This window comes from Sphingobium sp. 15-1, from assembly GCF_013375535.1.
GTDB lineage: Bacteria > Pseudomonadota > Alphaproteobacteria > Sphingomonadales > Sphingomonadaceae > Sphingobium > Sphingobium aromaticivastans.
The window spans coordinates 2,320,720-2,341,904 of record NZ_JABXJG010000001.1 but is presented as its reverse complement, the minus strand read 5'-3'; the positions used below and the strand labels follow the sequence as shown (position 1 = coordinate 2,341,904).

Here is a 21,185-nt window from a genome sequence, read left to right as displayed (position 1 = left end):
AAATTTCCCTTGGACTTGTCGCCCCTCTTGCGCAGGGCCTATGGCCGCCAACATAAGCAGACCAGCACCGTTTCGCCAGATCAGGACATTGAATGACCGCTTCCTCCCAAGTCCCCACAGCCGACCGCCGCCCGCACAGCTTCACCCGTCACGGCATCACGGTGGAGGATCCCTATGCCTGGCTGCGCGACCCCGGCTATCCGGAGGTGAAGGACAAGGACGTGCTGTCCTATCTGGAGGAGGAGAACGCCTTCTTCGAAGCCGCGATGCAGCCGCACAAGGCGCTGACCGACCGGCTGTTCGAGGAGATGAAGGGCCGCATCAAGGAAGATGACAGCTCGGTCCCGCAGAAGGACGGCGACTATATCTACTGGCGCGCGTTCGAGATCGGCGCCCAATATCGCAAATGGTATCGCAAGCCCGTCGCGGCCAAAGACGACGGCGGCGAGGACCAGTTGATCCTGGACGAACCCGCGCTGGCGGAGGGGCATGATTATTTCCGCCTGGGCGCCCTGTCGGTTAGCCCGGACGGCCGCTATCTCGCTTATGCCATCGACAATGATGGCTCCGAACGGTTCGAGGCGCGGATCAAGGACTTGTTCACCGGCGAAATCCTGCCGGAAGTGATCCCCGACACCCTGTCCTCGCTGGTGTGGACGAGCGACAGCAAGGGGCTGCTCTACGGCATCGCCAATGAGCAATGGCGCACCGACAATGCCCGCCTCCACTGGCTAGGCCAGCCTGTGGAAAGCGACACCGAACTGTTCCATGAGGATGATGAGGGCTTCCGCGTCTCGGTCGGCCTCACCTCCTCGGAAAAGTGGATCGTGATCGCGACCGGCGACCATGTGACCAGCGAGGTCTGGCTGCTTCCCGCCGACAATCCCGCCGCACCGCCGCTGCTTGTCGCCCCGCGCCAGCCCGGCCGCGAATATGAGGTGGATGAGCATGAGGGCACGCTCTACATCCGCACCAACGATACCCACCCCAATTTCCGGCTGGTGAAGGCATCGCTGGAAACGCCGGACCAGTGGGAAGAGGTGATCGCCTCAGACCCGCATTTCTACCTGACCGATTTCACGCTGTTCAAGACCTTCTACGTCACCGAAGGGCGGCTGGACGGCCTCGACCAGATTGCGCTGCGCGACTACGCCACCCACAGCCCCAAACATATCCCCTTCCCGGAAGCCAGCTATTCGGCGTCGCTCGACGACAATCCCGAATATGACGTGACGAAGCTGCGCATCGGCTATGAATCGATGGTCACGCCCGACACCATCTACGATTATCATCTCGCCACGGGCGAGCTGGAAGTGCTGAAGGTGCAGGAAATCCCGTCCGGCTATGACGCGACCCGCTATGCCACCGAGCGGCTGATGATCCCGGCCCGCGACGGTACGCCGATTCCGGTCTCGATCGTCTATCCCAAGGACTTTCCCCGCGACGGCAGCGCGCCGCTGCATCTTTACGGCTATGGCGCTTATGGCATTGCGATGGAGCCGGGTTTCTCCACCAGCCGCTTATCGCTGCTGGATCGCGGTTTCGCCTTCGCCCTCGCCCATATTCGCGGCGGCGACGATCTGGGCCAGCAATGGTATCTCGACGGCAAGCTCGACAAGCGCACCAATACGTTCACCGACTTTGTGGACGTGGCGAAGGGGCTGATCGAGCGCGGTTACACGTCAAAGGGCAGGATCAGCATCTCCGGCGGATCGGCGGGCGGTGAGCTGATGGGCGCGGTCATCAACAGCGACCCCGATCTTTGGGGCGCGGTGGTCGCGCATGTGCCCTTCGTGGACGTGCTCAACACCATGCTGGATGAGACGCTGCCGCTGACGCCGGGCGAATGGCCCGAATGGGGCAATCCGATCGAGGACAAGACGGCGTTCGAAACGATCCGATCCTACGACCCCTACAGCAATGTCAGCGCCCAGGCCTATCCGCCGCTGATGGTGACGGCGGGCCTCAACGACCCCCGCGTGACCTATTGGGAACCCGCCAAATGGGTGGCGAAACTGCGCGCCACTAAGACGGACGGCAATATCCTGCTGCTCAAGACCAATATGGGCGCGGGTCATGGCGGCAAATCCGGCCGCTTCGAGAGCCTCCATGAAACGACGGAGGAATTCGCCTTCATCCTCTGGCAGCTAAACATCGCTCAATAAAATAGCTCCCCTCCCGCTTGCGGGAGGGGGCGGGGGAGGGGCGAGCGAAAAGGAAGCCAACAACAATGCCCTCCACCTACACCACCCAATTCACCGCCGGTCCCGAGCATATCGACATACTCGGCCATGTGAACAACGCCATCTGGGTCCAGTGGATGGAGCAGGTCGCCACCGAACATTGGACCCGCGACGCCGCGCCGGAGCATCTCGACGCCTATGTCTGGGTCGTGACCCGGCATGAGATCGACTATCGCGGCAATGTCCGGGAAGGCGAAACCGTCACCGCCCGCACCTGGATTCCCGAAGGCCCGCGCGGCGCCCGTTTCGACCGGCACATGGAATTCACCGGCCCGGACGGCAAGGTGAAGGTCGCGGCCAAGTCCACCTGGGCGATCATCGACAAGGAAACGGGCCGCATCCTCCGGGTTCCCTCCGAAGTCGCGGCCCGTTTCCTAACCTCCTGACCGCCCCCAACCCATGTCCGTTATCCCCGCGCAGGCGGGGATCCATCTCCCGGCATAAGGTCCGGACGCAAGGCCGAGATGTCGCTTAGGCCATCCGCTTTTCCTCCGCCCGCGTCTTCCACAGCGACCAGCCCACCCCCGCGCCGATCAGCGCAAAGGTCACGCCCAGGCTCAGCGCCGGAGGGAACTTCCCTTCATCCAGCAGGAAGTCCGCCACGAAGATCTTTGCCCCGATGAACACCAGGATCGCGGCCAGCGCATATTTCAGATAGTGGAAGCGATGCACCATCGCCGCCAGCGCGAAATAGAGCGCCCGCAGGCCCAATATCGCCATCACGTTCGACGTGTAGACGATGAATGTGTCCGTCGTGATCGCGAAGATCGCGGGCACGCTGTCCACCGCGAATATCAGGTCGGCAAAGTTGATCACCACCAGCGCCAGCAGCAGCGGCGTCGCGGCGACGACGACCTTGCCCGTCTTCGGATCGGCCATGCGCGCCAGGAAATGCTCGCTATGCAGTTCCGGCGTCACGCGCATATGCTTCGAAATGAAGCGGATCAGCGGATTCCTGCCCACGTCCATCGGCTCGTCGCCCGCGAACATCATCCTGATGCCGGTGAAGATCAGGAAGGCGGCAAACAGGTACAACACCCAATAGGCCTGATGCAGCAGCATCGCCCCGCCCGCGATCATCAGCCCGCGCAGCACGATCACACCGATGATGCCCCAGAGCAGCGCGCGATACTGATATTTCGCCGGAATCGCGAAATAGGAGAAGATCAGGCTGATGACGAAGACGTTGTCGATCGACAGCGCCTTCTCGATGAAGAAGCCGGTGAAATATTGCATCCCCGGCTCCGGCCCGCGCACGAACCAGACCCAGCCGCCGAAAGCGCAGGCGATGCTGATGTAGAAGACGGAAAGCTTCAGGCTTTCCCTGATGCCGATTTCCTTATTCTCTTTGTGCAGGAAACCGAGGTCGAAGGCGGTCAGCGCGACGACGATGGCGAAAAAGGCGAGCCAGAACCAGGCGGGCGTCCCCAGCCAGTCCGTGACGAGAAATTCCATGGGATATGCTCCTCTCGTTCAACGACAAAGGTCGATCGGAGAATCCGCTGCGATGGATGGGGAGGGTATGAGCCAAGCCGTCAGTCGCATCGGATGATCCGATGCGGTCCGACATCACGCGCTGGGAAAAGCGCGCCAGAGGGGCCCGGTCCGCGAGGGGGAGGATAGGGGATGAGGCGGCAAAAATCAACCGGGCTGGGGTGTTCCGGCGGGTTTTGGCCAATAGCGGACGTTAAGCGCATCGTGTTCCTGCGAAGGCAGGAACCCAGTTCAGACGGTGCGATGATCCAATAAGGGCAGGACTGGGCTCCTGCCTTCGCAGGAGCACGGCGCGCTCAAGGACGGTGTACTTCAAGGAAAGCGGACTGTCCGCCATCCACCCAACTCAGCCGTCACGCTCTTCCCCGGGGCGCTTCCACCACCTCGAACACATCCTCGATCTTCGGCTCGATCCCCGATTCGCCCGGCATATCGTCCCGCTCGGTCGCCTGCCGCGCCCACATCGCCGCATAAAGCCCGTCCGCCCGCACCAGATCGCCATGCCGCCCGCGCTCGACCACGCGGCCGTTCTCCATGACGATGATCTCATCGGCATCGACCACGGTGGACAGCCGATGCGCGACGATCAGCGTCGTCCGCTTGCGCGCGATGCTGCGCAGCACGTCCTGGATTTCCGTCTCGGTCCGGCTGTCGAGCGCGCTGGTCGCCTCGTCCAGCACCAGCACCGGCGGGTCTTTCAGCAACGTCCGCGCAATCGCCACCCGCTGCTTCTCGCCGCCGGAGAGCTTCAATCCCCGCTCCCCGACCCGCGTGCTGTAGCCTTGCGGCAGCCCCATGATGAAATCATGGATCGACGCCGCCCTGGCCGCCGCCTCGATCTCGTCCTGGGTCGCGCCCTCGCGGCCATAGCCGATATTATAGCCGACCGTATCGTTGAACAGCACCATGTCCTGCGGCACGATGCCGATGGCGGCGCGCAGGGATTGCTGCGTCACCCCGGCAATATCCTGCCCGTCGATGCTGATCCGCCCGCCCTGAATGTCGTAAAAGCGGAACAGCAGCCGCGCGATGGTCGACTTGCCCGCGCCCGAAGGCCCCACGATCGCCAGCGTCCTGCCCGCCGGAACCGTGAAGCTGACGCCATGCAATATCTCCCGCTCCGGATCATAGCCGAAATGCACATGGTCGAAGCGCACTTCGCCCGCCTCGACATGCAGCATCGGCGCGCCGGGCGCGTCGCTGATCTCCGCCTGCGTGTCGATCAGCTTGTACATCGCCTCCATGTCGATCAGCCCCTGCCGGATGGTGCGATACACCATGCCCAGCAGGTCGAGCGGCCGGAAAAGCTGGCTCAGCAGCGTGTTCACCAGCACCACGTCGCCGGTCGAGAATTGCCCGTGGCTCCACCCCCAGACGGTATAGCCCATCGCCCCCGCCATCATCAGATTGGTGATCAGCGACTGGCCGATATTGAGCCAGGCCAGCGAATTTTCCGACTTCACCGCCGCATCGGCATAGCGTCGCATCGCCTTGCCATAGCGATTGGCTTCGCGTTGCTCGGCGCCGAAATATTTGACCGTCTCGAAATTGAGCAGGCTGTCAACGGCATGGGCGACCGCATTGGTGTCCATGTCCACCATGTCGCGGCGGAGCTGGTTGCGCCATTCGGTGATGGTCCGGGTGAACCAGATATAGAGCGCCACCATCGCCAGCGTCGCCGCGACCAGACCAGCGCCGAACTTCACGAAGAAAATGACGCAGACCGCCGCCAGTTCCAGCACCGTCGGCGCGATGTTGAACAGCAGGAAGTAGAGCATCGTATCGATGCTCTTGGTGCCGCGCTCCACGATCTTGGTGACGGCGCCGGTGCGCCGGTCGAGATGGAAGCGCAGCGACAGCCGGTGCAGGTGCACGAACACATCGTCGGCCAGCCGCCGCCCGGCTTCCTGGCCGACGCGTTCGAAAATGGCGTTGCGCAGATTGTCGAACAGCACGCTGCCGAAGCGCGCGCCCGCATAGGCGACGACCAAAGCGATGGCGAGGCCCGCGCCGGTTTCCATGCCCGGCGCCATGCGGTCAATGGCGCCCTTATAGGCGAAGGGCATGGCGAGGCTGACGACCTTCGCCACCAGCACAAGAGCCATGGCGATGGCGACGCGCCGCCGCAGCGCCGGGGCGTCGGCGGGCCAGAGATAGGGAAAGAAACGCCGCATCGTCGCCCAGATGGGCGGAAGCGGGCTATTGTCGGGCGTGGATGGCGGCATGGGAGCTATGTAGTGGGGAAGCCCTCGCCTCACAATAAGCCCCTCCCGCTTGCGGGAGGGGGAAGGGGAGGGGGCGGCCGCGTTCAACCTCTCGGGCTGCACAGCGCTCGCTATGCTCGCCCCTCCACTTGGCCAGAGGCGCGTGACTCTGGCCAACACTCCCTGGAGCGAGGGGAGTGATTTGGGAGCGAGTTAATCCCGCAGCAGCTCGTTGATCCCGGTCTTCGACCGCGTCTGCGCGTCGACGCGCTTCACGATCACCGCGCAATAGAGGCTCGGCCCCGGCGTGCCGTCGGGCAGCGGCTTGCCGGGCAGGTTGCCGGGCACCACCACCGAATAAGGCGGCACTTCACCGATGAACACTTCACCGGTGGTGCGATCGACGATCTTGGTCGACATGCCGATGAACACGCCCATCGACAGCACCGATCCCTTGCCGATGCGCACGCCCTCCACGACTTCCGACCGCGCGCCGATGAAGCAGTCATCCTCGATGATCACCGGATCGGCCTGGAGCGGTTCCAGCACGCCGCCAATGCCGACGCCGCCCGACAGATGGACATTCTTGCCGATCTGCGCGCAGCTTCCCACCGTCACCCAGGTATCGACCATCGTGCCCTCATCGACGAAGGCGCCGATGTTCACGAAGCTCGGCATCAGGATCACATTCTTGGCGATATGCGAACCTGCGCGAGCGAACGACCCCGGCACCGCGCGGAAACCGGCGGCGCGGAAGGCGGCTTCATCCCAACCCGCGAACTTGCTCGGCACCTTGTCCCACCAGTGGCCCGCGCCCGGACCATTGTCGATCATCGCATTGTCGTTGAGGCGGAAGGACAGCAGCACCGCCTTCTTCGCCCATTGATTGACCTGCCAGCCCCCCGAACCCTCGGCGCCGGTCGGTTCGGCCACGCGCAATTCGCCGCTGTCCAGCATCGACAGCGCCTTGTCGACCGCTTGGCGCACCGGCCCCTGCGTCGACAGGTTCACATTGGCCCGGTCCTCCCAGGCGGCGTCGATGGTCGCGATCAGTTCGTTGCTCATGGCTGTTCCCCAAAAATATCCGCCAGAAACGGCGTCAGATGGTCGGTTTCGAAGTCGATGAAATCGGGATGATGCTCGTGATTGCCCGCCTCGGACCCGTTATTGACCCAGATGGTGGTCATGCCGATCGCCTTGGCGGGGCGCAGGTTGCGCGCCATATCCTCGAAAAAGGCGGCGCGGCTGGCATCGACATGGTGGACGCGGCACAGTTCCGCATAGCCGGACGGATCGGGCTTGGGCACATATTGGCAGGCGTGGATGTCGTGGATCAGCTCGAACGCGCCGGTCAGGCCCAGCTTGTCGAGCACCCGCGTCGCATAGGCCCCGTCGCCATTGGTGAAGATCAGCCGCCGCCCCGGCAGCGCGGCGATATGCGCGTTGAGCGCCTCATCCACCTCCAGCCGATCCATCGAAATGTCGTGAACATAGTCGAGGAAAGCCTGCGGCTCGATCCCATGATGGTGCATCAGGCCGGAGAGGGTGGTGCCATGCTCCAGGAAATAGCGCTTCTGCGTTTCCCTGGCGACGACCGGATCGCAGCCGAGCAGACCCTGGATGAACTCGCCCATCTTCACGTCGATCAGGGCAAACAGGTCCGCCTTCGCCGGGTAGAGCGTGTTGTCCAGATCAAAGATCCAGGTGTCGACATGGGCGAGATCGGCGCGCATGGCCGGGCCCTAGTCCCGTGCGCCCCCAAGGGCAAGCTACTAAGCCTTCTCCCCTGAGGGAGAAGGATACGCAGCCTTGGCCCGCAAGGGCCTAGGCGGAGTTGGAAGAGGGGGAGGGGCTTGGCGCGACCCTCGCCCCCCTCTCCAGCTCCGACTAGGCAGCAAGCTGCCAAGTCTCCGCATCCTCTCCCCGATGGGGCGAGCATAGATCAACCGCAGTCCGGCGTTTCCGAATCCTCATAAAAGGTCTGCACCGCTTCCCACGCCTCTTCCGCCGTCTCCACCCAGGTCAGCAGGTTGAGGTCCGACGGCGAGATCACCCCTTCGTCGGCCAGCGCCTCGAAATCCACCACCCGCGTCCAGAACTCTCGCCCGAACAGCAGTACGGGGATCGGCTTCATCTTGCCGGTCTGGATCAGCGTAAGCAGCTCGAACATCTCGTCGAACGTGCCGAAGCCGCCCGGAAACACCGCCAGCGCCCGCGCCCGCAGAAGGAAGTGCATCTTGCGCAGCGCGAAATAGTGGAACTGGAAGCTCAGCTCCGGCGTGACGAAGCGGTTGGGCGATTGTTCGTGCGGCAGGACGATGTTCATGCCGATGGTGGTCTGGCCGACATCCGCCGCGCCGCGATTAGCCGCCTCCATGATCGCGGGGCCGCCGCCCGAACAGACGACGAAATGGCGGCATCCGGCGGCATTCACCGGATATTGCGCCGCGATCCGCGCCAGCTTGCGCGCCTCGTCATAATAGCGCGCCTTCTTGCCCAGATTTTCCGCGATCCGCCGCTGCTCCGGCGTCGTCGCGGCGTCGATCCGCGCCTGCGCCTGTTCCGGCTCGGGAATGCGGGCCGATCCGTAGAAGACGAAGGTCGATTCGATCTTCGCCTCGTCCATCAGCAATTGGGGTTTCAGCAGTTCCAACTGGAACCGTACCGGCCGCAAATCCTCCCGCAACAGGAATTCGGTGTCCTGAAAGGCCAGGCGATAGGCGGTGCTGTTGGTCTGCGGGGTTTCCGTCCTCAGCCGGGCGTCGGCTGCTTCCTGTCGGGCGGGGCGGAATTTGCGTTCTTCGATTTCTTTTCTGGTCATTGCCGGAAAGGTAAGATGCCGCGGCGGCAAAGCCAAGCCGCTTATCGGCAAAACCCGCCTTTTCCACCCATGTCGAAATGAAAATGGTCGTGATGCGCGGCGTTATAGTCGGGGCTGAGCACGGTGCGGAAGCGCTTGCAGGCGCTGGCATGGACGATCTCCAGAAACTGGCGCGTCCGCTTGTCGCCGTTCCAGTCCTTTTCGATCGAAATGCGCCGCCCGTCGCTCAGGACGAAGGCGGACACGTCGACCGCATTGCTGTGCGCATGTTCGGACAGCTTGCCGCTGCCCGCGATCGGCCGGCAATTATAGGTGCCGAACGTCTCGATCCGCTCGATCTCCGCCCCCAGGATCAACCGCGCGGCGGGCTGCACGCCATAGCGTGCCCAGGCCGCGAAATTGGCGGCAAGGCCGCAGGTCATCGCGCCCAGATTGGTCGCGGGCACGCCGATGTCGATCAGCTTGACGCTGCCCGTCGCGCTGCATCCGCCGCCGAAATTCTGGTCGGGCACGGGGGTGAAGAGGACCGACTGGGAACTCAGCTTCGCCATGCACTGGCGCAGCTCCATCGGCGGCGGCGCGGCAGGGCGGGCGGTCTTCACCGGCTTCGAAGGTCGTTCCACGCGCCCGCGAGGCACCAGGTCGCCGCCGCAGCCCGCCAGCGTCAGCACAGCCGTCGCCACGGCCGCAAGACCCATGCCGCGAAGGACTGCTTTCCCCCTAACCCGCTCGATCATGACGTCGTCATTTACCACGTCCGGCTGGCTCAAGGGTTAACGGCCGACTCGGTTCATCGCATCCAGACATTCAGCTTGACTCTTCTTCCTGAATCTTTAGGGCGGCCAGCGGGCCACGCGGTCCCAACGCCGCGCGTGCTCTCTGTAAGGAGAAGCATTACATGACTGATCTGACTGCCGTTGACGCCACCCTTGCGCCTGCTGAAAAGCCCGCCAACCGTCCGGCCCGCCCCTATTTCTCTTCCGGTCCCTGCGCCAAGCCTCCGGGTTGGAGCGCCGACAAGCTGAGCGCCGAATCGCTGGGCCGCTCGCACCGCGCCAAGATCGGCAAGACCCGCCTCGCTTATTGCATCGACCTGATGCGCGAGCTGCTCAACCTGCCCGAAACCCACCGCATCGGCATCGTGCCGGGCTCCGATACCGGCGCCTTCGAAATGGCGATGTGGACCATGCTGGGCGCCCGCCCGGTAACGACGCTGGCCTGGGAAAGCTTCGGTGAGGGCTGGGTGACGGACGCCGCCAAGCAGCTCAAGCTCGATCCGACGATCATCCGCGCCGATTATGGTCAATTGCCCGACTTGAACGGTGTGAACTTCGCCCATGACGTGCTGTTCACCTGGAACGGCACCACCTCCGGCGTGCGCGTGCCGAACGCCGACTGGATTCCGGCCGACCGCGAGGGGCTGACCTTCGCTGACGCCACCAGCGCGGTTTTCGCCTATGACATCGACTGGACCAAGATCGACGTCGCCACCTTCTCCTGGCAGAAGGTGCTGGGCGGCGAGGGCGGCCATGGCGTGCTGATCCTCGGCCCTCGCGCGGTCGAGCGCCTCGAAACCTACACCCCCGCCTGGCCGCTGCCCAAGGTCTTCCGCCTTGTCTCGAAGGGCAAGCTGGCCGAGGGCGTGTTCAAGGGCGAGACGATCAACACCCCTTCCATGCTGGCGGTCGAGGACGCGATCTTCGCGCTGGAATGGGGCAAGTCGATCGGCGGTTCCGCAGGCCTGATCGCGCGCAGCAACGCCAATGCGGCGGCGCTCGGCAAGATCGTCGCGGAACGCGATTGGCTCGGTCATCTCGCCGCCGACGAAGCGTCGCGCTCGACCACCAGCGTCTGCCTGACCGTCGAGGGCGCGGACGAAGCCTTCATCAAGAGCTTCGCGGCTCTGTTGGAGAAGGAAGGCGCCGCCTATGACGTCGCGGGCTATCGCGACGCCCCGGCGGGCCTGCGCATCTGGTGCGGCGCTACGGTCGAGACCGCCGACATCGAAGCGCTGGGTCCGTGGCTCGACTGGGCCTACGCCACCGTCAAGGCTGCCTGACTTCTTCTCCATTACGTCACCCCGGGCTTGACCCGGGGTCCCGCTTCTTCCTCCGTCCGCCCGCGTAAAAGCGGGACCCCGGATCAAGTCCGGGGTGACGGTGAAACTTAGGAATCGAAATATGCCCAAAGTCCTTATTTCCGACAAAATGGACCCCCGCGCCGCCGCGATCTTCCGTGAGCGGGGCGTCGAAGTCGACGAAATCACCGGCAAGACCCCGGACGAGCTGAAGGCGATCATTGGCGACTATGACGGCCTCGCCATCCGCAGCTCGACCAAGGTCACGAAGGATATTCTCGACCATGCCACCAACCTGAAGGTCATCGGCCGCGCCGGCATCGGCGTCGACAATGTCGACATCCCAGCCGCCTCGTCCAAGGGCGTGATCGTGATGAACACCCCGTTCGGCAACTCGATCACCACCGCCGAGCACGCCATCGCGTTGATGTTCGCGCTGGCCCGCCAGTTGCCCGAAGCCAATGCCCAGACGCAGCAGGGCCTGTGGCCGAAGAACGGCTTCATGGGCGTGGAAGTCACCGGCAAGACGCTGGGCTTGATCGGCGCGGGCAATATCGGTTCCATCGTCGCCAGCCGCGCGCTGGGTCTGAAGATGAAGGTCGTCGCCTTCGACCCCTTCCTGACCCCGGAACGCGCCGTGGAAATGGGCGTGGAAAAGGCCGATCTCGACACGCTGCTGGCGAAGGCGGACTTCATCACGCTGCACACGCCGCTGACCGACCAGACCCGCAACATTCTGAGCAAGGAAAATCTCGCCAAGACCAAGAAGGGCGTGCGCATCATCAACTGCGCCCGTGGCGGTCTGATCGACGAAGCCGCGCTCAAGGAAGCGATGGATGCGGGCCATGTCGCTGGCGCCGCGCTTGACGTGTTCGTGCAGGAACCGGCGAAGGAATCGCCGCTGTTCGGCACGCCCAACTTCATCTGCACCCCGCACCTCGGCGCATCGACCGACGAAGCGCAGGTCAATGTCGCGCTTCAGGTTGCGGAACAGCTTTCCGACTATCTGCTCGACGGCGGTATCACCAATGCGCTGAACGTGCCGTCGCTGTCGGCTGAGGAAGCCCCGAAGCTCAAGCCCTATATGGCGCTGGCGGAAGAATTGGGCAGCCTCGTCGGCCAGCTCGAAGGCGACCGCATCCAGAGCGTCTCGGTCGAGGTCGAGGGCCACGCCGCCGAACTCAACCAGAAGCCGATCACCGCGGCTGTGCTGGCTGGTCTGATGCGCGTCTATTCGGACACGGTGAACATGGTCAACGCGCCCTTCCTCGCGAAGGAACGCGGCCTGGATGTCCGCGAGGTCCGTCATGACCGCGAAGGCGATTACCAGACCCTTGTTCGCGTCACGGTGAAGACCGAAAATGGCGACAAGTCGGTCGCGGGCACGCTGTTCGGTCATTCGCAGCCGCGTCTGGTCGAACTGTTCGGCATCAAGGTCGAAGCCGACCTTGAAGGGGACATGCTCTACATCGTCAATCAGGACGCGCCGGGCTTCATCGGCCGCCTGGGTTCGACGCTGGGCGAGGCGAATGTCAACATCGGCACCTTCCATCTCGGCCGCCGCAATCAGGGTGGCGAAGCCGTGCTGCTGCTGTCGCTCGACGGCGCGGTGACCGAAACCGTACTGGCCGACATCACCAAGCTGGCAGGCGTCAAGACGGTGAAGCTCCTCCGCTTCGCATAAGCCCTAAAAAAGCCCTCCCCCCTCGGGGGGAGGGTTGGGAGAGGGGGGAAGCGACCTTGCGTGTGGACGCAACCTTAAAGGAACGCGCCAGATCAATGCGTGCGAACCCCACTCCGGCCGAACAAAAGCTCTGGCTCGCCTAAGAGCCAACCGCTTCGAAAACCAACAATTCACCCGTCAGACGATCATCGCGCCCTATATCGTCGACTTCGCCTCCAAGGCGGCCAAACTGATCATCGAGATCGATGGGGATACACATTCCGCCAAAGATCGCTATGACGCGCGACGGACAGAGTTTCTGGAATCGCTGGGGTATCGTGTGATCCGTTTTGGCAACCCGGATGTGGTGGGGAATATTGAGGGCGTATTGAGCGTGATTGCGCAGGCGTTGCGCCATTCCCCGTCTCCCCAACTCTCCCCCCCAGGGGGGAGGGAGCAATGAGCATCCCGCCCGGCCTCCTTCCCGAAGGACTTTCCGACCGCCTGCCGCCGCAGGCAGAGGCGTCCGCGCGCCTTGCGCGCCGCGTGCTCGATACCGTCGCTGCCCATGGCTATGAGCGCGTCATGCCGCCCATCGCGGAGTTTGAGGACACGCTGGTCGGCCGCCTGAAATCGATGAAAGCGCAGGACCTCGTCCGCGCCATCGACCCGGTTTCCCAGCGCAGCCTGGCCCTGCGCCCCGACATGACCGCGCAGGTCGGCCGCATCGCCGCCACCCGCCTGGCCTCCGCACCGCGCCCGCTGCGCCTGTCCTATGCCGGCCCCGTCATCCGCCTGCGCGCCAATCAGCTTCGCCCGGAGCGGGAGCGCTTCCAGGTCGGCGCCGAACTCATTGGCAGCGACAGCGTCGCCGCCGCGGTGGAGATCGTGAACGTCGCCATCGAAGCGCTGCAGGCCGCTGGAGTCACCGGCATCACCATCGACTTCACCCTGCCGGACCTGATCGATACGCTCGCCGCCGGTCCGTTGCCGCTGGCACTGGAGGAGATCGAAGCCGTCCGCATCGAACTCGACGCCAAGGATGCGGGCGCGCTCGCGGCGATCAGCCCGGCCGCCGCCGCCTATCTGCCGCTGATCGAGGGCACGGGCCCCTTTCATGCGGCGATGGAACGTCTGGAAGCGCTCAATGCCGACCTCGGTGGCGCCATCGACAGCCGCATCGCGGGCCTGCGCGCCATCGCCAAGCCCATCGGCTGGGACATCACGCTGACGCTCGACCCGACCGAACGCCATGGCTTCGAATATCAGAACTGGTTCGGCTTCTCGATTTTTGCCGAGGGCTTTACCGGCGAGATCGGCCGGGGCGGCAGCTATGCTATCATCCGCGCCGATGGCTCGGAAGAACCCGCCATGGGCTTCTCGCTATATCCCGATCCGCTGATCGACGCGGGCTTTGGCGGCGAATCCCCCAAGCGCCTGTTCCTGCCGCTGCACCATGACGCAGCGCGTGCGGCTGAGCTGCGGGCGGAAGGCTGGCAGACCATTGCCGCGCTGACGGGGCAGGAAAATGGCGAGACGCTGCGTTGCACCCATTGGCTCGATGGCGACGAGCCGCGCGCCTACTGACTTGACGAAGAGGGGGCAGCGCCGCTAACGCGCCCCCGCAACAGGGCGACATGCCCATTTGATCCCACCGGCATGCCGAGTCCCGTCGAAGGGCATGGCCGGTCCGCGCGGCGGGCGGAGGACTGTATCCATGGCAAATGTTACGGTGATCGGCGCCCAATGGGGCGACGAAGGCAAGGGCAAGATCGTCGACTGGCTGTCGGAGCGCGCCGACGTCGTCGCCCGTTTCCAGGGCGGCCACAATGCCGGCCACACGCTGGTGGTGGGCGAGAATGTCTACAAGCTCTCGCTGCTCCCGTCGGGCATCGTGCGCGGCACGCTGTCGGTGATCGGCAATGGCGTGGTGCTGGACCCCTGGCACTTCCGCGATGAGGTCGCCAAGCTCAAAGGGCAAGGCGTCGCCATCACCCCCGAAAACCTCCAGATCGCGGAAACCTGCCCGCTGATTCTGCCTTTCCACCGCGACCTTGACGGCTTGCGCGAGGACGCTTCGGGCGCGGGCAAGATTGGCACCACCCGCCGCGGCATCGGCCCGGCCTATGAGGACAAGGTCGGCCGCCGCGCCATCCGCGTCTGCGATCTCGCCCATCTGGACGACCTCGGCCCGCAGCTTGACCGCCTGACCGCGCACCATGACGCGCTGCGCGCCGGGTTCAACGAAGCGCCGATCGACCGCGATGCGCTGATGGCGGAACTGCGCGACATTGCCAGCTTCATCCTGCCCTTCGTCAAGCCCGTCTGGCTGACGCTCAACAAGGCGAAGGCGGAAGGCAAGCGCATCCTGTTCGAAGGCGCGCAGGGGACTCTGCTCGACATCGACCACGGCACCTATCCTTTTGTCACCTCGTCCAACACGGTCGCGGGCACGGCGGCGAGCGGCACCGGCCTTGGCCCCTCGGGCGCGGGTTTCGTGCTGGGCATCGTCAAGGCCTACACCACGCGCGTCGGCTCCGGTCCCTTCCCGACCGAGCAGGAGAATGACGTCGGCCAGCGGCTGGGCGAACGTGGGCATGAATTCGGCACCGTCACGGGCCGCAAGCGCCGCTGCGGCTGGTTCGACGCCGTGCTGGTACGCCAGTCAGTTGCCGTGTCGGGCGTCACCGGCATCGCGCTCACCAAGCTCGACGTGCTGGACGGTTTCGAGGAACTGAAAATCTGCGTCGGCTACAAGATCGGGGAGCAGAGCTTCGACTATCTCCCCGCCCACGCGCAGGACCAGGCCAAGGCGGAGCCGGTCTGTGAGACCATCGAAGGCTGGCAGGACACGACGGCAGGCGCCCGGAGCTGGGCCGAACTGCCCGCGCAGGCGATCAAATATATCCGCCGGATCGAGGAACTGATCGGCTGTCCGGTCACGCTCGTCTCCACCAGCCCCGAGCGCGAGGACACCATCCTCGTGCGCGATCCTTTCGCGGATTGACGTCCTTTGCGGTTTCAGCGAGGCTGAAACCGTTCGGCTCCGGCCCGCTCCCTCACCCGGCCACCCAACGGCAGTATCATATGGGTGGCCGGGTGGGGGAGCGGGCCGGAGCGGTCACCTAGAAGGAAACCCGATGGCCGGCGACCGCTTCGAGCGTCACAAACAACCCTGGACGGCGGACGAGCTGCAAAAGCTCCACACGCTGGCGAAGAAGGGCATGGCGCTGAAAGCGATCGCCAAGGCCCTGACCCGCAGCGAGGAATCAGTGAAAGCCCGCGCCAAGCAGGACGGGCTGAACATCGCGAAGCTGCGCTGACTTCAGCCCTATAAACCAATGTGCTCCTGCGCAGGCAGGAGCCCAGCTCCAATGTCAGTGAATCATGGGATCGGGGGAGCTGGGTTCCTGCCTGCGCAGGAGCACGGAGTAGCTTGAGGCACTGGACGGCTTGCCCCGCCAGTGCGACACTCCCGCAACCCATCAAGGGAGTCTCCCATGGCGCTCGACATCCTCGTTCTTTATGGTTCCTACCGCCGGGGCCGTCTCGGCATCCGTCTGGCCGATTATCTGATCCAGGGTTTCCACACCCTTGGCCACACGGCGGAATTGATCGACGCCAAGGCTGTCGGTCTTCCCATGCTGGACCTGCGCTACAGCGACTATGCCCCCGGCGAGGCGCCTGCTGCCATGGCGGCCCTGTCCGAACGCCTTTCCGCGGCCGACGCCTTCGTCTTCGTCGCGGGCGAATATAATCGCGGCGTCCAGCCGGGCCTCAAGAACCTGACCGATCATTTCCTCAAGGAATTCGACCGTCGCCCGGCCGGCATCGCCAGCTATTCCATGGGCCGCTTTGCCGGGGTCAACAGCCATGCCGCCTGGACGGTGACGCTGAACGCCATGGGCATGACGGTGATCCCCGAGCGCCTCAGCGTCGGCCAGATCGGGGACACGCTGGACGCCGAAGCCCGCCCCCACGGCGAAAGCGGCGCGGCGCTGGAACGCGGCTTCGCCAGCTTTGCGCGGAGCCTGGCCTATTGGGGCGAAGCGGTGAAGAAGCCGTAGCGCCAGAGTCTATCCGCCCCATCCTGCTGTCAGGCTGTCTGCCGTTCGTCCGTCTCGCCGGCGGAGATGACCGTCGCCGCCACCAGATCGCCGGTCACGTTCAGCGTCGTGCGGCACATGTCGAGGAAGCGGTCGACCCCCAGCACCAGCCCGATCCCGTCCGGCGGCACGCCCACCATGCCCAATATCATCGCCACCACCGGCAGCGACCCGGCGGGCACCCCCGCCGTGCCCACGCCGCCCAATATACACACCAGCATGACCATGACCTGCTGCGTCCACCCCAGTTCGATCCCGAAAAATTGCGCGAGGAAGATGACGGTGATCCCCTCGAACATGGCGGTGCCGTTCTGGTTGGCGGTCGCGCCGATGGTCAGCACGAAGCGGGCGATCCGCCGGGGAAGGCGCAATTTTTCCTCCGCGACCCGGATCGCGGTGGGCAGCGTCGCATTGGACGAGGCGGTGGCGAAGGCCATCAGCGCGGCCTCCTGCACGGCATGGAAGAAGCGCCAGGGCGATCGCCGCGCCACCAGGGCGATCAGCAGCGAATAGACGCCGAACATCTGCAGGCACAGCGTCAGCAGCACGACGCCGACATAGGCGGACAGCCGCACCAGCAATTCCTAGCCGAACTGCGCCGCCAGATTGAACATGAAACAGGCGATCGCAATGGGGGCCAGGCGAATGACCAGGCCCATCAGCCGCATCGTCACCTCGAACAGCCCCTCCATGGCGGAGAGCAGCAATTTCGTCTGTTCGGTCCGCACCAGCACCAGCCCGATGCCGAAGAACAGGGCGAAGACCATCACGGCCAATATGTCGTTTTGGGCCATGGCGCGGACGATATTGTCGGGCACGATGGCGATCAGCGCGTCCAGTCCCTTGGGCGCTTCGCCGCCGCGCGCCAATATCGCCTGTGCGCCTTGTCCCGCATTGTCCAGCATTGCCCGCGCCTGCGCAGGATCGACCCCGGCGCCGGGCCGCAACAGATTGACCGCCGCCAGGCTGATCACGACCGCGATGCCCGACACGATCAGCGTATAGCCCAGGGTCTTTGCGCCCACGCGCCGCAGCGACCGCATCTCGCCCATCTCGGCAATGCCGACGATCAGCGCCGAAACCAGCAGCGGGATGACCAGCATGAACAGCAGCCGCAGAAAAATCTGCCCGATCGGCCCGGTCACATAGGCGGTCAGCATGTCCACCCAGCCCGCGTCCGGCGCGGCGACATAGACGGCCAGCCCGGACAGCAGCCCCAGGACGAAACCCAGCAGCATCCGCCATTGCAGGGACAGCGGATTGCCGGCCCTCTTTTTCGCGTCGCTGGTCATCGCCCTGCTCCCGCTTCCTGCTTGCCCCTGGGGCCAACTGCCGGGAGTTTCGGAAAGTTTCCCTCGCGATGCAATCTATCCGACGCAAATGGCGGCGGGACAGGGCAATCCCGAGCAGAGCTGGCGCGCGCGCTTAGCTCCGCCTTTCTTCCTCCACCATGTCGGACGCGAGCTCCAGCCCGGCGCGGCCATGCGCAGGCGTGTGCGCCGGGGCCTTGGGATGGGGCACATATTCGGGCTCCTCGACCTCCAGCATGCCTTCCCATTTGGTGATGACGGAGGTGGCGATGGCATTGCCCAGCACGTTGGTCGCGGTGCGGCCCATGTCCATGAAATGATCGACGGCCAGGATGAAGGCGACGCCCTCTACCGGCAGGTCGAACTGCCCCAGCGTCGCCGCCACCACCACCAGCGAAGCGCGGGGCACGGCGGCGATGCCCTTGCTGGTGACCATCAGCACCAGCAGGATCGTGATCTGCGTCGCGATCGGCAGGTCGATGCCATAGGCCTGCGCGATGAAGATGGTCGCGAAGGTCGAATACATCATCGACCCGTCCAGATTGAAGCTGTAGCCCAATGGCAGCACGAAGCTGTAGATGCGGCGCGGCACCCCAAAGCGGTCGAGCTGCTCCAGCATCTTGGGATAAGCCGCCTCCGACGAAGCGGTTGAGAAGGCGATCAATATCGGTTCGCGGACATAGCGGATCAGCTTCACCATCCGCTTGCCGAGGAAGATCGATCCCGCCGCGAACAGCAGCAGCCAGAGTGCGATCAGCGACAGGTAGAATTCACCCACCAGCTCGCCAAAGGTCTTCAGCACGCCCAGCCCCTCGGTCGTCACCACCGACGCCAGCGCTCCGAACACGGCGAAGGGGGCGACGCGCATGACATAGCCGGTCACTTGCAGCATCAGCTCGACCATCGCCTCGATCACGGTGACGATCGGCTTGCCCTTTTCCCCGATGGCGGTCAGCGCGACGCCCACGAACAGGGAGAAGACGACGATCTGCAGGATCGAATTTTCCGCCATCGCCCCGACCATGGACGTGGGGAACACATGCAGGATGAAATCGCGGAAGTTGAGCGCTTCGGTATTCACGCCTGATTCCGCGCCCGACCGGACGAGGTTCAGCCCTTCGCCCGGCGCGAAGAAATTGACGAAGATAAGGCCCAGCGTCAACGAGATCAGGCTGGCGATGATGAACCAGGCGAGGGCGCGTCCACCGATCCGGCCCAGCGCCGCGCTGTCGCCCATATGGGCGATGCCCGCGACCAGCGTGGAAAAGACCAGCGGCGCGATGATCATCTTGATGAGGTGCAGGAAGATGTCGGCCAGCAGATGATAATAGCCCGCCACATCCTTGGCCAAGCTTTTGTCGCCGCCCGCCCAGATATTGGTGGCGAAGCCCACGATCACCCCCAGAACCATACCCGTCAGGATGAACGCCGTCAGTCGATTTCGCATCTCGTTCCTTTAACCGGCGCGTGGGCGCGCCGCATTCATGGTCTGCCCTGCAAGGCGGCCACACCTAACAGGCGCCCGCAGCGCCCGCAATCGGAGGCGCCCCAAGCCGTCATCGCATTAAACGAATGAAGGATCATATTCCGCGCCCATCCTGCGCCGAAACGCATGGCTTCAGGGGTAGAGCAGCCCTTCGCACCACCCGTCGGCGGTCCGCTCGAACAGGCGGCGCTCATGCAGGCGATGTTCGCGATCCTGCCAGAATTCGATGCGTTCAGGGGCAACGCGGAAGCCCGACCAATGCGGCGGACGCGGCACCGGCCCGCCTTCGAACCGCAGGCTGACTTCCTCATACCGCGCCATGAACACATCGCGCGATTCCAGCGGGCGCGACTGGTCGGACGCCCAGGCGCCCAATTGGCTGTCGCGGCTGCGCGTGGCGAAATAGGCGTCGGCGGTGGCGTCGTCCACCGGGCCCACCGGTCCCTCGATACGGACCTGCCGCCGCAGCGACTTCCAGTGGAACAGCAGCGCGGCATGGGGATTGGCGTGCAGCTCCTCCGCCTTGCGCCCCTCGAAATTGGTGTAGAAGATGAAGCCGTCGGGTCCATGCCCCTTCAGCAGCACCATCCGCAGCGAGGGCCGCCCGCGCGCGTCGGCGGTGGCGAGCGCCATGGCGTTGCTGTCGTTGATCTCGGTTTCGCGCGCCTCGACATACCAGGCATCGAACAGGTCGAAGGGATCGGTCATGCGCGGTGATGTACCCCCCTCATAAAGCCGTGTCGATAAGGCTTTAGCACGCTTGAACGATCCCGCGCCTTTCGCCACATAGAATGCGAACGGGTTTTTCTTCGAACAAGGATGCATGAACGGCGATGGCTGCTGATCCCTACTCTATTTTGGGCGTCGCGCGCGGCGCGAGCGAGGCAGAGGTCAAGTCCGCCTATCGGAAGCTCGCCAAGGAACTGCATCCCGACCGGAACAAGGACAATCCGAAGGCGGCGGAGAAATTTTCCGCCATCACCGGCGCCTATGACCTGCTGTCCGACAAGGACAAGCGCGCCCGCTTCGACCGGGGAGAGATTGACGGGGAGGGGAATCCGACCTCTCCCTTCGGCTTTGGTGGAGGAGGCGGCGGTTTTCGCGGCCATCCGGGCGGCTTCGAATCCAATAGCGGCGGGCAGGATTTCGGGGATATTTTCGAAGGCCTGTTCGGCGGCGGCGCGGGTCGCCGGCCGGGAGGGGGCGGGGGCTTTGGCGGCTTCGGCCGGGGCGCGCCGCCGCAAAAGGGCGCGAACGTCACCTATCGCCTGGCCGTCCAGTTCGTCGACGCCGCGACGCTCAGCCCGCAGCGGATCACGCTGCAGGACGGCAAGACCATCGACCTGAAACTGCCCGCCGGGGTCGAGACGGGCACGCAGATGCGGCTTTCCGGCAAGGGTCAGCAAGGCCCCGGCGGCGCGGGCGACGCCATCGTCACGATCGAGGTCAAGCCGCACGCCTTCTTCACCCGCGACGGCGACAATGTGCTGCTGGACCTGCCGATCACGCTCGACGAGGCGGTGAAGGGCGCGAAGGTCAAGGTTCCCACGGTCGACGGTCCGGTCATGCTGGGCGTGCCCGCGGGCGCATCCTCCGGCAAGACGTTGCGCCTGCGCGGCAAGGGCTTCACCGGCAAGACCGGCCAGCGCGGGGACCAGCTCGTCACCCTGCAGATCGACGTTCCCGCCGACGATCCGGCGATCCAGGCGCTGGTCGAAAGCTGGCAGGACAGCCGCGCCGTGCGGACCCATCTGGGCGTTTAGGGGGTTAAGGGGGGCCAA

Annotated in this window: 18 protein-coding genes and 1 pseudogene; 10 read left to right on the top strand and 9 right to left on the bottom strand. The window is 64.5% G+C overall.

The features are described 5' to 3' along the window. The first annotated feature begins 92 nt into the window (after nt 1-92). Nucleotides 93-2,165 (top strand): S9 family peptidase, encoded by a 2,073-nt coding sequence (locus HUK72_RS11130; RefSeq protein ID WP_176596828.1) that lies wholly within the window; start codon nt 93-95, stop codon nt 2,163-2,165. A 65-nt stretch (nt 2,166-2,230) separates the two neighbouring features. After that, complete coding sequence (locus HUK72_RS11125; protein ID WP_176596827.1) at nt 2,231-2,629, top strand: thioesterase family protein; 399 nt, start codon at nt 2,231-2,233, stop codon at nt 2,627-2,629. Between the two features lie 85 nt (nt 2,630-2,714). Here HUK72_RS11125 and HUK72_RS11120 read toward each other — a convergent pair whose 3' ends face one another. From HUK72_RS11120 to HUK72_RS11095, 6 genes are all read right to left on the bottom strand, one after another. Further along, nucleotides 2,715-3,698 carry a TerC family protein gene (locus HUK72_RS11120; RefSeq protein WP_176596826.1) on the bottom strand — a complete coding sequence of 328 codons (984 nt, stop codon included), beginning with the start codon at nt 3,696-3,698 and terminating at the stop codon, nt 2,715-2,717. Nucleotides 3,699-4,090: 392 nt separating this feature from the next. Next, nucleotides 4,091-5,962 (bottom strand): ABC transporter ATP-binding protein/permease, encoded by a 1,872-nt coding sequence (locus tag HUK72_RS11115; protein WP_176596825.1) that lies wholly within the window; start codon nt 5,960-5,962, stop codon nt 4,091-4,093. Nucleotides 5,963-6,154: 192 nt separating this feature from the next. Beyond that, nucleotides 6,155-7,006 carry a 2,3,4,5-tetrahydropyridine-2,6-dicarboxylate N-succinyltransferase gene (gene dapD / locus HUK72_RS11110; protein ID WP_176596824.1) on the bottom strand — a complete coding sequence of 284 codons (852 nt, stop codon included), beginning with the start codon at nt 7,004-7,006 and terminating at the stop codon, nt 6,155-6,157. Further along, on the bottom strand, nt 7,003-7,674 hold the full coding sequence (locus HUK72_RS11105; RefSeq protein WP_176596823.1) for a pyrimidine 5'-nucleotidase: 672 nt from the start codon (nt 7,672-7,674) through the stop codon (nt 7,003-7,005). Before HUK72_RS11105 ends, dapD begins: the two co-directional genes overlap by 4 nt. A gap of 209 nt (nt 7,675-7,883) precedes the next feature. Continuing rightward, on the bottom strand, nt 7,884-8,762 hold the full coding sequence (locus HUK72_RS11100; RefSeq protein ID WP_176596822.1) for an LOG family protein: 879 nt from the start codon (nt 8,760-8,762) through the stop codon (nt 7,884-7,886). Between the two features lie 41 nt (nt 8,763-8,803). Beyond that, nucleotides 8,804-9,499 (bottom strand): extensin family protein, encoded by a 696-nt coding sequence (locus HUK72_RS11095; RefSeq protein WP_176596821.1) that lies wholly within the window; start codon nt 9,497-9,499, stop codon nt 8,804-8,806. A 161-nt stretch (nt 9,500-9,660) separates the two neighbouring features. On the opposite strand from HUK72_RS11095, the gene HUK72_RS11090 reads away from it, so the two are divergent. The 7 genes from HUK72_RS11090 to HUK72_RS11060 all read left to right on the top strand — a co-directional run bounded on the left by HUK72_RS11090 (nt 9,661) and on the right by HUK72_RS11060 (nt 16,569). Continuing rightward, nucleotides 9,661-10,821 carry a phosphoserine transaminase gene (locus HUK72_RS11090; protein ID WP_176596820.1) on the top strand — a complete coding sequence of 387 codons (1,161 nt, stop codon included), beginning with the start codon at nt 9,661-9,663 and terminating at the stop codon, nt 10,819-10,821. A 121-nt stretch (nt 10,822-10,942) separates the two neighbouring features. After that, nucleotides 10,943-12,523: a phosphoglycerate dehydrogenase gene (gene serA, locus HUK72_RS11085; RefSeq protein WP_176596819.1), complete on the top strand. Its 1,581-nt coding sequence runs from the start codon at nt 10,943-10,945 to the stop codon at nt 12,521-12,523. A 34-nt stretch (nt 12,524-12,557) separates the two neighbouring features. Further along, the gene (locus HUK72_RS11080; protein ID WP_336951762.1) at nt 12,558-12,965 is read left to right on the top strand and encodes an endonuclease domain-containing protein; all 408 of its coding nucleotides are present in this window, start codon (nt 12,558-12,560) and stop codon (nt 12,963-12,965) included. Continuing rightward, nucleotides 12,962-14,089: an ATP phosphoribosyltransferase regulatory subunit gene (locus tag HUK72_RS11075; protein ID WP_176596818.1), complete on the top strand. Its 1,128-nt coding sequence runs from the start codon at nt 12,962-12,964 to the stop codon at nt 14,087-14,089. The genes HUK72_RS11080 and HUK72_RS11075 overlap by 4 nt, the downstream gene beginning before the upstream one ends. 130 nt (nt 14,090-14,219) lie before the next feature. Beyond that, a complete protein-coding gene (locus HUK72_RS11070; protein WP_176596817.1) occupies nt 14,220-15,509 on the top strand; it encodes an adenylosuccinate synthase in 1,290 nt (429 codons plus the stop codon). A 133-nt stretch (nt 15,510-15,642) separates the two neighbouring features. Next, nucleotides 15,643-15,825, top strand: coding sequence for a hypothetical protein (locus HUK72_RS11065; RefSeq protein ID WP_007685461.1), 183 nt, complete (start codon nt 15,643-15,645; stop codon nt 15,823-15,825). Between the two features lie 177 nt (nt 15,826-16,002). Next, nucleotides 16,003-16,569 carry an NADPH-dependent FMN reductase gene (locus tag HUK72_RS11060; RefSeq protein ID WP_176596816.1) on the top strand — a complete coding sequence of 189 codons (567 nt, stop codon included), beginning with the start codon at nt 16,003-16,005 and terminating at the stop codon, nt 16,567-16,569. A gap of 29 nt (nt 16,570-16,598) precedes the next feature. Here HUK72_RS11060 and HUK72_RS11055 read toward each other — a convergent pair. The 3 genes and pseudogenes from HUK72_RS11055 to pdxH all read right to left on the bottom strand — a co-directional run bounded on the left by HUK72_RS11055 (nt 16,599) and on the right by pdxH (nt 20,112). Next, nucleotides 16,599-17,900, bottom strand: a pseudogene (locus HUK72_RS11055) (dicarboxylate/amino acid:cation symporter). A gap of 133 nt (nt 17,901-18,033) precedes the next feature. Next, nucleotides 18,034-19,365, bottom strand: a complete 1,332-nt coding sequence (locus HUK72_RS11050) for a dicarboxylate/amino acid:cation symporter (RefSeq protein ID WP_176596815.1) — start codon at nt 19,363-19,365, stop codon at nt 18,034-18,036. A 171-nt stretch (nt 19,366-19,536) separates the two neighbouring features. Further along, nucleotides 19,537-20,112, bottom strand: coding sequence for a pyridoxamine 5'-phosphate oxidase (gene pdxH / locus HUK72_RS11045; RefSeq protein ID WP_176596814.1), 576 nt, complete (start codon nt 20,110-20,112; stop codon nt 19,537-19,539). Nucleotides 20,113-20,237: 125 nt separating this feature from the next. Here pdxH and HUK72_RS11040 point away from each other — a divergent pair, with 125 nt between their 5' ends. Beyond that, the gene (locus tag HUK72_RS11040) at nt 20,238-21,167 is read left to right on the top strand and encodes a DnaJ C-terminal domain-containing protein (RefSeq protein ID WP_176596813.1); all 930 of its coding nucleotides are present in this window, start codon (nt 20,238-20,240) and stop codon (nt 21,165-21,167) included. The last annotated feature ends 18 nt before the right edge of the window (nt 21,168-21,185 follow it).